Annotated in this window: 10 protein-coding genes; 1 reads left to right on the forward strand and 9 read right to left on the reverse strand. The window is 53.6% G+C overall.

Translation table 11 applies throughout. From position 1 onward, the window contains the following. Positions 1–50 precede the first annotated feature (50 nt). The 8 genes from BLX24_RS15935 to BLX24_RS15970 all read right to left on the reverse strand — a co-directional run bounded on the left by BLX24_RS15935 (position 51) and on the right by BLX24_RS15970 (position 10,929). Positions 51–728, reverse strand: a complete 678-nt coding sequence (locus tag BLX24_RS15935; RefSeq protein WP_071504171.1) for a hypothetical protein — start codon at positions 726–728, stop codon at positions 51–53. A gap of 97 nt (positions 729–825) precedes the next feature. Beyond that, positions 826–2,379, reverse strand: coding sequence for an ABC transporter permease/substrate-binding protein (locus BLX24_RS15940; protein ID WP_071504172.1), 1,554 nt, complete (start codon positions 2,377–2,379; stop codon positions 826–828). A 60-nt stretch (positions 2,380–2,439) separates the two neighbouring features. After that, entirely contained in the window at positions 2,440–5,622 is a 3,183-nt protein-coding gene (locus BLX24_RS15945) for an efflux RND transporter permease subunit (RefSeq protein WP_071504173.1), read from the reverse strand. After that, entirely contained in the window at positions 5,619–6,761 is a 1,143-nt protein-coding gene (locus BLX24_RS15950) for an efflux RND transporter periplasmic adaptor subunit (RefSeq protein ID WP_071504343.1), read from the reverse strand. The genes BLX24_RS15945 and BLX24_RS15950 overlap by 4 nt, the downstream gene beginning before the upstream one ends. Positions 6,762–6,821: 60 nt before the next feature. Beyond that, positions 6,822–8,168 carry a TolC family protein gene (locus BLX24_RS15955; RefSeq protein WP_071504344.1) on the reverse strand — a complete coding sequence of 449 codons (1,347 nt, stop codon included), beginning with the start codon at positions 8,166–8,168 and terminating at the stop codon, positions 6,822–6,824. A 148-nt stretch (positions 8,169–8,316) separates the two neighbouring features. Continuing rightward, positions 8,317–9,777 (reverse strand): sensor histidine kinase, encoded by a 1,461-nt coding sequence (locus tag BLX24_RS15960; RefSeq protein ID WP_071504174.1) that lies wholly within the window; start codon positions 9,775–9,777, stop codon positions 8,317–8,319. A gap of 121 nt (positions 9,778–9,898) precedes the next feature. Further along, positions 9,899–10,609, reverse strand: a complete 711-nt coding sequence (locus tag BLX24_RS15965; RefSeq protein WP_071504175.1) for an ABC transporter ATP-binding protein — start codon at positions 10,607–10,609, stop codon at positions 9,899–9,901. A gap of 26 nt (positions 10,610–10,635) precedes the next feature. After that, entirely contained in the window at positions 10,636–10,929 is a 294-nt protein-coding gene (locus BLX24_RS15970; RefSeq protein ID WP_071504176.1) for a hypothetical protein, read from the reverse strand. 267 nt (positions 10,930–11,196) lie between these two features. Here BLX24_RS15970 and BLX24_RS15975 point away from each other — a divergent pair, with 267 nt between their 5' ends. Further along, positions 11,197–13,677, forward strand: coding sequence for a TonB-dependent receptor (locus tag BLX24_RS15975; RefSeq protein ID WP_071504345.1), 2,481 nt, complete (start codon positions 11,197–11,199; stop codon positions 13,675–13,677). A gap of 78 nt (positions 13,678–13,755) precedes the next feature. Here the strand turns inward: BLX24_RS15975 and BLX24_RS15980 are convergent, their stop codons facing one another. After that, on the reverse strand, positions 13,756–14,037 hold the full coding sequence (locus tag BLX24_RS15980) for a DUF427 domain-containing protein (RefSeq protein WP_071504177.1): 282 nt from the start codon (positions 14,035–14,037) through the stop codon (positions 13,756–13,758). Positions 14,038–14,101 lie beyond the last annotated feature (64 nt).

The following is a 14,101-nucleotide window of genomic DNA, read 5'->3' on the forward strand; positions in this document are numbered from 1 at the left end:
AAAAAAGCACCGGCGGGATGCCGGTACCTGTATATCTGTCATAAAAGAAATTAAGCCGCCCGGTGCTGAACAGACCGGCCGGGGGTCCGCAGTTTACGAGTGTTGCTCGCTTCATCAAATACCTCGTCCGAAACAGCGCCAAGATGATAGGCCCGTTTCAGGATAAAGTCAAACGGCAGGTTAAAATAGCCGGAGACTTCGGAGCGGAAGCTGTCAGGGAATTTGGTCAGCCGGAGGCCGAAGAAATTACGGATGTCGGCTTCGGGCAACAGCGTAGTCAGCGCTACCCGTTCGGCTTCGGCGAGCAGCTCCTGCCGGGAGGCATACCATTTCTCCAGACCGACAGAAGCCGTCAGGATGGTCAGAAACAGGTTTTTATACATACCGGAGAGTTCGGCGGGCAGAATAATCCAGCCTTGCTCACGAAACAGCCCCGAAAAGCCGGTGAGCCCTTCTACACCACGCAGCTCCCCCGCCATCAGCGTGTCGGGAAACTGCAGCCGGTCATCGACTTTCTGCATGCGGTACACAACCGCCTCAACGGGGAGTTTCTGAAACAGCACATCAACCGGCAACACGTGCGATTGATCCCATTGGTCGGTCAGGCGGGCAAACATCGACTCATTATACACGAGTTTATCGGGCGCTCCGAGGCTTATCAGCATACGGCGATAAGCCGCCAGAAAGTCGATGGCGAGTTGGTTTGGATGTTGTTTTGATCTAGCCATTAAGCAGTGCTGCGCGTGCGCCGGCAGCCATTAGTTGTTGTTGATACTGAGGAATAAAGATACAAAAATTCCTGCTTAAAGTCTAGTATCCGACAGGCTATTTCAACCCCTTCGTCAGCGCCGATATTGAACTGATTCCCAGGGCCTGCGCCTGTTTTCGCCGCATCATCAGGGCGTAGCTGTTGTTGAACCCCAGCGGAGCCAGCCACACCACATTGAACCGCTTCCGGGTCTCGCTTTTCACAAAGGCGTAGACCGAATCCGGCTGCATCGGCAAGGCCTTGAGCTGCGCTGCCGATGGCTGTAAAATTACCAGGAGGCCGGTGCCGGTGTATTCGGGATAAAAGTCGATGGAACCGCTGCGGAGGGCATCAAAACAGATTTGTGTCCCCCCCAGACCGGTTTTGGCATCGACCCCTAAATCGGTATGCCCTTCGATGAGCTGCCGGTAAATTTCGGCCAGGATATACTGCTCCGTAAACACCTTGGTCCCCAGCACCACCCGGTTGACCCGCGCCCCGGCTTTGGGTTGCCGGTATAAACCCGACCCTTTCAGAAACAGTCGCGCAATGTCGGCCGGTGCCTGGTGTTTGTAATCGGCGAGGTAGTTGAGGTAGGTCATAGCCGAGTCGGTGAGCTTACCGGCGAGCATATCCAGAGTCGGCCGCAACGCCGGATACCGGTCAAGGGCCGCCTGCCGCACCACCGGGGCGGCATAGTAGGGCGGAAAGGCTTGTTTATCGTCGTTCAGCACCAGCAGGTCATACGCTTTAATCCGGCCATCGGTCGAATAGCCGCTGATGATATCGACCTGCTCCCGCTGTATGGCTTCGTACATCAGATTCTGGTCGATCAGGCGCGGACGCAGTTGCAGGCCGTAGATTTTCTGCAAGCCGGGATAGCCGTCGGCCCGCCCGTAAAATTCGTGGGCAAAACCGGCAATGAGTTTGTCTGAATGCCCCGGCAACATGGTAAACGCCGTCAGGAGCGGCAGCAGGATCACAAAGGCCAGCAGGCTTACCCGACTCTTCCGGCTACTCAGCCGCTGCAGCAACGCCAGGCCATTGTCGAACAGTACCGCCAGCAGAGCCGCCGGAATGGCTCCTGCCAGCATCATGTTCACGTTGCTCAGGGCGATACCGCCGAAAATAAACTCTCCCAGCCCTCCGGCAGCTACGTAAGCCGCCAGCGTGGCGACCCCTACATTGATGACGGCCGCCGTCCGCACGCCGGCAAAGATAACCGGCAGCGCCAGCGGTAATTCAATCTTCAGCAGGATTTGCCGGTTGGTCATACCCACCCCTTTGGCGGCTTCTTTCACCAGCGGACTGACGCCCTGAAGCCCGACAAAGGTATTGCGGATGATAGGCAGTAAGGCATACAGGAATAAGGCGACCAGTGCAGGGCCCATCCCGATGCCGAGGACCGGAATTAAAAATCCCAGCAATGCCAGGCTCGGAACGGTTTGCAGTACACCGGCAACACCCAGCACCGCCGAGGCTACCCGTTTGAAACGTGAGATCAGGATACCCAGCGGAATCCCGACGGTCATCGCTATCAGCAGCGAGAGCATGGTGAGGCCGATGTGCCGCAGTATTTGCTCAATAACTTTATCTGACTGTTCGGCCAGAAAACGGAAGAAGTCGGTCATGCAGAAAACGGGTTAGCAACCGGCAGATAGCGCAGGCAGTCCGCCGGTTGCTAACGCAGGTTAATGATGTCCTGACGGCCCCGGCTTATGCTCTTTGCCCCTGGCCTCCAATTCCTGCAATTTAGCTTTTCCGTAAGACAAGCGCGTAATGCCGACGTATAAAACCGGCACCACAAAGATGGCCAGTGTGGTGGCAGCCAGCATCCCGCCCAATACGGTACGGCCGATGGTTACCCGCGCAACGGCCCCCGCTCCTGTCGCAATGGCCAGCGGCATAACCCCCAGAATGAAGGCCAGCGAGGTCATCACGATCGGGCGTAACCGCAGTTTTACGGCTTCCAGCGTGGCCTCAAGCAGGTTCACCCCGCTATCGACCCGTTCCTTGGCAAATTCCACGATCAGGATGGCGTTTTTCGCCGCCAGACCAATGAGGGTAATCAGACCGATCTGCGCATATACGTTGTTGGTCAGGCTCGGGAACAGCATCAGGAACAGAATGGCACCGAAGGCTCCGATCGGCACCGACAGCAGCACCGAGAACGGCACCGACCAGCTTTCGTACAAGGCGGCGAGGAACAGGAAGACGAACCCGATTGACAGGGCAAAGATGTAGATCGAACTCGACCCCGACTGGATTTCTTCGCGGCTCAGGCCTGAGAAATCGTAGCCGTAACCGGCAGGCAGTACCTTAGCGGCTACCTCCTCCAGCGCCGCAATGGCCTGACCACTACTATACCCTGGTTTCGTACCACCGTTTATTTCGACAGACTTAAACAGGTTGTAGTGCTGAATCAGCGGCGCATTTTCGATGATTTTTGTACTGATCACCGTACTCAGCGGCAGCATCTGCCCCGCCTGATTCCGGACGTAATACTTGCCAAGCTGGTCAATATCGCTCCGGAACATGGTATCGGCCTGCGCCACGACGCGGAATTTCCGGCCGTACACAATGAAGTCGTTGACGTAGCGGCTACCGAGGAAGGTCTGCATGGTGCTGTAAATATCGCTGATATTCAGCCCCAGCTTCTTAGCCTTTTCGCGGTCAACCTCCACACGATAGGCAGGTGTTTTGGCCGTAAAATAGGTAAAGGCGCGGTTGATTTCCGGTCGCTTATTGGCTTCGGCCACAAAATTCTGCACCACCTTTTCAAACGCCTTGATGTCGTCGTTGCTTTCGCGCTGTTCGATTTCAAACGTGAAACCGGCCGTTTGGCCGAGGCCCGGAATCGGCGGCGGCGAGACAACGACTACGTTGGCATCGCGGATCGGCGCAAACAGCTTTTGCAGCTTTATAATCACCGAATCGCTCCGTAAGCCCGGGTCTTTGCGCTGATCCCACGGTTTCAATTGCAGGAACACGGTACCTGAGTTGGATTTCGATGAGAACGTAATGGCATTCAGACCGCCAAGCGCCGCAAAGTGGCCGGTAAACGGCTGATCTTTGAGCGTCTTCATGATCGTGTTCAGTACCTCTAAGCTTCGGGTCGTTGAGGCGCCTTCCGGAATTTCGTAGGTGATAAACAACCGGCCTTCGTCTTCCGTCGGGATAAAGCCGGATGGTTTCATCTGAAACAGCATCACCGTACCGGCATACACAACCACCAGCATCACCAGCACATAACGGGTACCTTTGATCCACTTCCGGACACTTTCCGAATAGCCATGGCTCACCCGCTCAAACCATCGGTTGAACTTGTAGAAGAAGCGGTTAAGGCCCTTTGATTTTTCGCTTACTTCCTGCGGCCGCAGCATGAGCGAACACAAGGCCGGTGTCAGCGACAAGGCCACAAAGGCCGAAATCAGCACCGAAATCGCAATCGTGATAGCAAACTGCTGGTATAACCGCCCCACAATACCCGGAATAAAGCCCACCGGCACGAATACCGCCGCCAGAATCAGGGCGATGGCCACGACCGGCCCCGAAATATCGCGCATGGCTTTTATGGTCGCTTCTTTGGCCGATATGCGCTCGGTATCGATGTAGTGCTGAACGGCCTCGACCACCACAATGGCATCATCGACCACAATCCCGATCGCGAGCACAAACCCGAACATCGTCAGGGTGTTGATTGTAAAGCCAAACGGAATGAAGAAAGCAAAGGTCCCCAGAATAGAGACCGGAATCGCCAGAATCGGAATGAGTGTGGCCCGCCAGTTCTGCAGAAACAGGAAAACCACAATGACTACCAGAAACAAGGCTTCGCCCAGGGTTTTCACCACTTCATCAATCGACACCTGCACGACCGACACCGACTCAAACGGCACCACATAATCTACGTCGGCAGGGAACGTCTGCTTTAGCTTGTCCATGGCCGCGTACACCCCTTCGGCCGTGGCCAGGGCATTACTCCCCGGCAGCTGGTAAATCAGCAGGTACGACGCCCGTTTGCCGTCGACGAACGAGTTACTGGTATAGGAGAACTTCCCGAGCTGAATCCGGGCAACATCTTTCAGATACACAATCGACGAACTCCCTGTGGTACTCCGGACAATGATATTCCGGAATTCTTCCTCCTTACTCAGGCGGCTGTTCGTAAACACTGTATATTCAAAGGCTTGCGACTGGGGTTGCGGCGGAGCGCCTACCGAACCGGCCGCTACCTGCAGGTTTTGCTCCTGTAAGGCCGCAAGCACTTCGGAGGCGGTCATACCCAGCTGCGCCAGTTTGTCGGGCTGCAGCCAGATGCGCATACTGAAATCATCGGCACGGCTGAAAATATCACCGACACCCTGCACCCGCAACAGCGCATCGCGGATAAATATATTGGCGTAGTTGTCCAGAAACGGTACACTGTGGGTCCCCTTCGGCGAATAAATAGCCACCAGCATGAACAGACTCGGATTCCGTTTCCGCACCGTTACCCCGAGACGGGTTACCTCTTCCGGCAGCTGCGGCTGGGCAATGCCCACGCGGTTCTGTACGTCGAGGGCGGCAATGTTGATGTCGGTCCCCACGTCGAAGTTGACGTTGAGGCTCAACCGGCCGTCGTTGGTACTGTTGCTTTGCAGATAGGTCATACCCGGCGTACCGTTTACCTGCGTTTCGATGGGCGTGGCCACCGTTTGCTCCACCGTCTGTGCGTCGGCACCGGTATAGTTGGCCGTTACCTGCACCACGGGGGGCGTAATGTTGGGGTACTGGCTGATGGCCAGATTAAGAATCGACAGAATACCGATGGCAACGATCACAATGGACGCCACGATGGCCGTTACCGGTCGGTTGATAAAGGTATTGGCAATCATAATGGTTTCTGTTTTGTGGTATCACCTGTCGTCACGACGCGGATCGGTGCGCCGTCACGCAGTTTCTGGGTGCCTTCCGTAATCACCTTATCGCTATCGAGCAGCCCATCCTTCACAATAACCTTATCGGCCAGGCGGGCACCCAGCGTAATTTTTTTCTGTACGGCACGGCTGCTGTCGCCAACCACATACACGAAATACTCACTCATCTGCTCCACAACGGCCCTGTACGGAATCACCAGCTGCGGCCCCGGCGTTTGGTTCCGGATCCGGACATTGACCGTCAGACCGGCTTTGAGGGCATAGTCCGGATTGGGGAAGAACAACCGTACGCGCAGGGTTCCGGTCTGCGGATCAACGGCGCGGTCGATCAGGCCCACCTTACCGGCATACGGATACAGGCTGCCATCGGGCAAGACCAGCATCAGCGTCGAATCGCCGCGACCGCCGGTATTTTTAGGCATCCGGGTAAACCGCATGATCTGTGACTCATCCACGGCAATATCGGCAGCAATCGGGTTGTCCGACGAAATGGTGTTCAGAATCGTCTGTCCTGTCGACACCGCAGTTCCCAGCTTTACCTGTGAAAAACCGATGGTCCCGTCAAACGGCGCAAAGATGGTGGCATAGCGCAGGTTGGTCGATACGCTCCGGACATTGGCCTGAGCCGCAGCTACCTGCTGCTGAGCCGACGCCAGGGTCGCATCAGCATTATCGACCAGTTGCCGCGCTACCGCATCCTGCTGCGCCAGCGTATGATACCGGTCGGCATCCTTCTGGGCCCGCACCAGATTGGCCTTAGCCGCATTCAGGTTGGCCACCGCCTGATCCAGTCCTGCCTGATACTGCTGCTGGTCGATGGTATATAGTTTTTGTCCTTTCCGGACCCGCTGGCCTTCTGTGAAAAAGATGCCGGTGATGTAACCTGCCACCTGCGGCCGGATTTCGACTTCGTTCACGGCCGTAATCGTCGCCGGCAGTTCATCATAATAGGAAGCATTCTGGCGGCTGGCGGCATATACCGACACGGGTGTCGGCGGTGGTGCCTGCTGTTGTTGCTGCTCTTTTTTATCGCCACATCCTGCAAGCCCCCAAAAGCCAGCCAGTGTAACGACGATCCAGGTTGTTGTTTGTTTCATTGGAATCCGGAAATGAGTGAGATACGGATCAGCGGTCGTTGTCAGCCAATCCATGGTAAATCATTGAATGTCGCCAAGGGCACGCTGAACGTCCACTTTGCTGATGAGCGCCTGAAAGAGGGCATTGTAAAATGAAATCCGGGCAGAACGGAGGTCTGCTTCGGCCACGGTCACATCGAGGTAGGTCCGGATGCCGGAGCGATATTGGAGATTAATAATCCGGTAGACATCCTCGGCCAGCACTACGTTTTCGCGCAGGGCAATATAATTCGCCAGATTCCCCTTATAGGCAGCAAGGGCCTGTGCATAGTCGGCATCAATGCTGCTGGCGAGCGCGATAAAGTCCTGATCGACGCGCTGCACCTGAAGCTGAGCAATTTTTTGCTGCTGTATCCGCTTACCGCCCTGGAAAACAGGCAGGGCCAGGCTCAGACCAATGTATGAGTTCGGAAAACTGCGGGCATACAACTGCCCGAACTGTGCGTTCTGATAAAGCAGGTTGTAATACCCGAACGCCCCGACCGTCGGCAGATACGACCAGCGGGTATACAGTACGTTGGCTTCCTGGAGCTGCCGTTGCGTCTGCAATGCCTGATACTCAATCCGGGTACGCGGGTTAACGATACGGTTCGTGTCTACGATCACTTCATTGGCCAGTTGCAGCGTATCATACGCCAGCACGAGTTTTGCCGTTGCCGGATAGCCCATCAGTTGCTTCAGGGTCTGATACTTTGCCGTTGCCTGCTCCAGATACTGCTTACGCTGGGCACGGGTGTTGTTCAGCGAAATCGACGCCCGCTTGGCATCCGTTTTGTCAACAATCCCGCTTTCGTACTGATTGACCGCATCCTTCAGGCTGCGTTCGAGCCGGACAATATCCTGGTTGATAATTTCGGCCTGCCGCTGACTCAGCAATACATCATAAAATGCCTTGCTGACGCTGGTTATCACCTCAATCTTTGTCCGTACGTAGGCCTGTTTGGTTTGCTGCCGGTAGGTTTCCGCCGTCCGGTTGGCCAGTAAAACATCGCGGTTAAAAATAGTCTGATTCGCCACCAGCTGCAGCGTCGATGTGTTAGCGACCCCGACCGTTACCGGAATGCGTTCACCGGAAGCCGGGTTGCTGAAGTTCGGGAACAACTGAACCGGCAGTTTCAGATAATGCTGAATGTTGTAGTTAAATCCCACCTGCGGCAACCAGTCGGCCTGTGCGCTGCGTATGGTTCTGTCGGTGATTGACTGATCAATAACCGCTTGTTTCAGGATCGGCTGATGCTTGATAGCGTACTGAATACAATCATCCAGGGTTGCCTGCCGGAGCGTATCCGGCGACGTTTGTGCAAAAACAGCAGTAGACAGCCAAAGGCCTCCTGCGCCGCTTAAGAGGCTCGTAAAAAAATGTTTCATAACGCCTTGCTGGCGAGCCATCCGTCATGTCACCAGACGTATAGTCAACCAAGTGTACTAAAATGGATAAACTTATTGGTTAACTACATTTTTTTCAAAGATGTTCCTTAACTAAAAATATTTACCCATATCGTATACTTAGCAACCATCAGGCAACAGGCAGGTAAATCAGGAAGGCAGCCCCTTTCTGCGGCTCCCCGACGGCTCTGATCTGGCCTTTATGGTTTTCGACTACTTTTTTACAAAGTGCGAGTCCTACGCCGGTGCCGGGGTATTTATCACGGCCATGCAAGCGTTGAAACAACTGGAAAATCCGGTCACTGTATTTTGGTTCAAAGCCGATCCCATTGTCTTTGACCTCGATGCAGACATATTGATCGGCATGCCCGTTCATCCAGCTTTGGTGTTCGTGCGGGGCCAGGGGCCGGCTGTTGATGCTGATTTCCGGTTTTTCATCTTTTTTCCTGAACTTCAACGAGTTATTGATCAGATTCTGAAAGAGTTGACTCATCTGGTGCGGAAAACCGTCGATCACCGGCAGTTCGCCGACACGCACGGTGGCTTCGTGCTGCTCTGTCGACCATTCCAGATCGTTCAGTACCTGATTCATGAGCTGGTTCAGAACAATCCGCTGGCTCTGACCGGCATGGGTGGTAATGCGGGAGTACGTCAATAAATCACGGATCAGCGACTGCATCCGTGAGGCGGCGGCTTCCATCCGGAGCAGGAGGTCGGTGCCCTCTTCGCCAAGCGACTGTCCGTACTGATCGCGCAGGAGATTACCAAAAGCCTGAATCTTCCGCAGGGGTTCCTGCAGATCATGGGAAGCGGCATAGGCAAACTGTTCCAGGTTGTCATTCGACAGGCGAAGGGCCTGATTCAGTTCTTCGAGGTGCTGGTTCTGGCTTTGTTCATTTACCAGCTGCTCCTGCAGACTGACTTCATATAACCGCAGTTTTTGCTCGTTCTTTACCCGTTGCAGCAGTTCGCGGCGCAGCATCAGAAACACAATACCGATGAGGCAGAGCGAGGCCAGGGCCGACATGATAATCAACCGCTGCGTATTCCGGTGGGTTGACAAGGCTAAGGCTTTCCGCTCTACAATCAACTGACGCTCGATACCAACCAGCTCTGCCACTGCCGGACGGGCTTTGTTCAGAATGACGCGTCCCTGCGTCAGCATGGCTTCGGCGGCTACCGGTGTCACACGGCCCTGCCGGACTTTTTCTACCAGCTGCTGATTGAGCCCGAGCCGTTGTAAGAGTAAGGGCCGTAAAGCCTGTAATTTCCGGTACTGAATGGAGCCCGGGGGCATCATCTGCTCCAGACTATCGAGTCTGAGTGGTAATGTTTTCCGGATTTGTTCAAACGAAGTAAGGTAAGAAGCGTTACCTGTTGTCGCATAATTACGGGCATCAATCTGGCCGTCGCGCGACAAAGAGAAGACGCCCTCAATCTGTGATATCACTTCATAGGTGTGCAGCACCCATTCATCATCACGCTGCTGCCTCTGGTTGGATTCCCAGGATAACCAGGTAATGGAAATAAGCAGAATAACCACCAGCGCAAAAGCCGATATCAACAAGCTGTTGATTCGTGTAATTTTCATAACTGCCGAGTAGAGAACCTTGTAACGGCAGTAATATACGAAGAAAACGGGCGTTCAACCTTTTTTCTACACACTATTTACAAACAGGTAACAAATAGAAGCTATTCTTTAATCAGCGGATTTAGCCTAAAAAGTCGCGGACAAAGTCATTGGCGGGGCGGAGCCGGAAATCATCCGGTGTGCCGGCCTGAACAATTTTCCCTTTGTCCATCAAGACAATCTGATCAGCTATTTCGAGGGCTTCCTGTACGTCATGCGTAACGAGTACAACTGTTGTTTGCCGGAGCTCATCGAGTTCGAAGAGTTCTCGCCGGATGTGGCGGCGGGTATAAGGGTCGAGGGCTCCAAACGGCTCATCCATCAAGACAACAGGTGGCCGAACGGCGAGAGCCCTTGCCAGTCCGATACGCTGGCGCTGCCCGCCGCTGAGTTCGTCCGGATATCGGTTTAACAGGGTTTCCGGAAGCCGCAGCGTCTGCATCAGTTCGAGGATCCGTTCACGGATCTGATCCGCAGACCAGTTCAGCAGATTGGGAACAACGGCTATATTATCAGCGACAGTGTAATGCGGAAATAAGCCCGACTCCTGCACCACATACCCAATGGTGCGGCGCAAAGTCGGGCCATCCTGCTGTCTGACGTTAACCCCGTTAATCGCAATCTCACCGCCGGAAGGCTCAATCAGCCGGTTTATCATCTTCAGGGTGGTTGTTTTACCGCAACCACTCGTTCCTAATAAGACCAGATTATTGCCTTTGGCTACTTCAAATGAAACGTCGTTGACAGCAGTCTGCTTACCAAACTGCTTACTCAGGTGGCGAACATGGATCATACCTGCTAAGGTACAAACCCTTTTCGTTAATTTGAACGATCGTTTATATCGTGTTCTGCACACGGATTAATAGTATCAGCCCAGTCACTGATATCCGAAAAGAGCTGTTCAACCATGCCATAGGCTCCTTCAATATCTTCTGCCTTAATGGCAATCGGTTCATAGTATCGGCCGGTATCGGGGCAGACCCAGTCAAATTTAAACAAGTAATTCTCTACTCCATGCCGGCGGCACAGTTCGTCAAATTCCTGTCTGAAATCAACCAGCGCTTTTTGTGTGGCCGAAGACGGTAATTCATGAGGTTGATATCCGTACAGCATAGTGTACATAATTTCGTTTTTGTGTCATTAAGACCTGCATTCCTGGTGTAGGTAACGCTGTGATTCACGTTTTTTTACTAGTTTTTTCGATGGTAACGAAAAGCAGACTGATTATCAGCTATTCTGTAGTATTTTTTTTCTGAATTTTATTATTCAATAACTATATGGTCCTTTTCTGCACATGAATTAATATAGCAGCTCTGTTAGTTATTGGTTTTCAATAAACAGGAATTTATTAGAATTGTCCTTTTCCACGAAACGCAGGAAATGAAACATTATTTAGCGGCTCTCCTTTTAGTAGTGAGCTATACCCTGGTGGCGCAACCCACACAAAATGTTCGTGGCCGCATCATTGACAAAGAGTCTAAATATCCGCTGACCGGCGCAACTATTCTCATCATCGATACGGGCAACCAACCTCCTGGCGCCGTGGCAGATACCCTCGGTCGTTACCGGATTACGGGTGTACCGGTTGGCCGCCGTACCGTCAAGGTTTCGGTTGTCGGCTACAAGGATGCCTTGCTTAACAACATCATCGTTGATGCAGGGCGCGAAACGATTCTTGACATCGAACTGGAGGAAGCGATTAACGAACTGGCCACCGTAACGGTAAAGGCCCGGCGCACCGGTGATGCCCGCAATGAAATGGCCATCGTCTCTGCCCGTCAGTTTACCGTCGACGAAGCCGACCGCTATGCCGGGAGCCGTGGCGAACCGGCCCGGATGGCCTCTAATTTTGCCGGGGTGCAGGGCGCCGATGACTCCCGTAACGACATCGTCATTCGCGGTAACTCACCGGGCGGTGTTTTGTGGCGCGTCGAAGGCATTACCATTCCCAACCCCAACCATTTTGCCATTCCCGGGACAACGGGCGGGCCTGTCAGCATTATCCGGAACAACACCCTGACCAACTCAGACTTTTTCACCGGTGCCTTTCCCGCCGAATTCGGAAACGGGATTGCGGGGGTCTTCGACCTGAAGCTGCGGAACGGCAATAACGAAAAACACCAGCGCTCGCTGCAATTCGGTTTCCTCGGCACCGAAGGCTTGCTGGAAGGACCGCTGTCTAAAAAAGCCGGTTCTTCCTATCTTGTCACCTATCGCTATGCCAATCTCTGGCTGTTCAGTAAAGCCGGCATTGATATCGGTACGCAGGCTGTTCCGTCATACCAGGATGCGTCGTTCCGGCTTCATTTTCCGGTAAAGACCCGGACCGGTAAAGATGCCGGCCGGATTGCGCTCTGGGGCTTTGGCGGCACGAGCACCATCGATATCCTGATCAGTGAGCAGGAGGTTTCTGACCGGAACATATTCGGCCAGAATGATCGTGACCAGTATTATACCTCCACTATGTTTGTGACCGGCATCACCTATGATAAAGCCCTGAACCGCAAAACGTTTCTGAAGGCTACCCTGGCGGCTTCAGGCAACGTACAGGATGCCAGCCACGACTATCTGTTTATCCGGAACGGTGCCGACGGCAAGCCCCTGGTGCAAAACAACCGGTACGTGATTGATCAGAAAGTACCGATTCTGGATTATCTGTTTAAGGAAAACAAGGGATCCGCCTCAGTTTCCGTCAACCATAAAATCAACCCGCGCAACATCCTGAAAGCAGGCCTTAACGCCGATCAGTATTTTTTCAGCTTCCACGACAGCACCCGCGTGGTGGTTACGCCACCCAACACAACGCCCCAGATTCAGCCGTGGCGTACCCGCTGGAGTACCGAAACCTCAGCGATCCTGCTTCAGCCCTATGTGCAGTGGCGGTCGAACCTGACCGAAAAACTGACACTCAGTGCCGGCCTGACCAGTACGTACTTCTCCCTGAACAATACCAGTTTTTCGCCGGTTGAGCCGAGGATCGGGTTGGTACAGGAACTGCCGAACCGGCAGAAAATCAGTATCGCGGCTGGCCTGCACAGCCAGATACAGCCGGCTTACGCCTATTTCTACAAGACAATCCCGCTGTGGTCGTCGTCGACAACCGGCCCGTTGCTCGCCCGGAATCAAGGGATGGGTCTGACCAAAAGCTGGCATTATGTCGCGGCCTATGACCGGCTGCTGGGCCGCAACATGCGGATGAAACTGGAAGCCTATTATCAGTACTTGTTTAACGTACCGGTTGAAAAAATCCGGAGTTCGTTTTCGATTCTGAATACCGGTGCCGCCTTCTCCCGGATTTTTCCCCGTGAGCTGCTCAACACCGGGACCGGCCGGAATTACGGCGCCGAGCTGACCGTGGAGAAATTCTTCAGCGACGGCTACTATTTTCTGGTGACCGGCTCGCTGTTCGACGCCAAATATAAAGGCTCCGACGGCGTATTACGCAACTCCGACTTCAACGGCCGGTATGCATTCAATGCGCTGGTAGCCAGGGAATTTGTACTCAGCCGGAACGAAAAACGAAGAAACAGCCTGAATGTCGGTGCAAAATATACCGCCGTTGGCGGACGCTGGTACGGTCCTGTCGATCAGCAGGCTTCGCAGGCGGCTCAGGAAATTGTGTATGCCGATGCCACCCGGAACACCCTTCAGTTTGCACCCTACCGCCGCTTTGACGTAAAGCTGGATTATAAAAATAACCGCCGGAGCGTTACCCATACGATTGCTGTCGACCTGGTCAATGTATTGGGCATACAAAACGTACTGACGCTGAGCTACGCCCCGCAGCCCGACGGGTCTTTTATCAGGCAGGAATACCAGCTCGGTTTTTTACCGGTCTTCTACTACAAAATCGACTTTTAACGAATATAAAATGGACAATGAATACTGTAGCTGCAGCTGCGTGTCTGCAAATTACCAGTATACATTGTCCATTTTACATTAATCAACCACCTGCACACCTTTCCAGAAGGCGATGCGGTTACGGATCTGCTCGGCAGCGGGTTTAGGGTCCGGATAAAACCAGGCCGCATCGGGGTTTGTCTTCCCGTCAATAGTCAACGTGTAATAGGAGGCTATGCCCTTCCAGGGGCAGGTCGTATGCGTACGGCTTGTTTTCAGATAATCGGCATTAACAGCGTCTGCCGGGAAGTAATGATTTCCTTCGACAACAACGGTCTCATTGCTTTCGGCAAGCACTTTGTTATTCCAGATAGCTTTCATATGTCAGGTAAGGTTATCTTTCTTTTTAAAGGATTTTATTGCACTTTCCTAATTAACAAAAAAA

This window comes from Arsenicibacter rosenii, from assembly GCF_001870735.1.
Classification (GTDB): domain Bacteria; phylum Bacteroidota; class Bacteroidia; order Cytophagales; family Spirosomataceae; genus Arsenicibacter; species Arsenicibacter rosenii.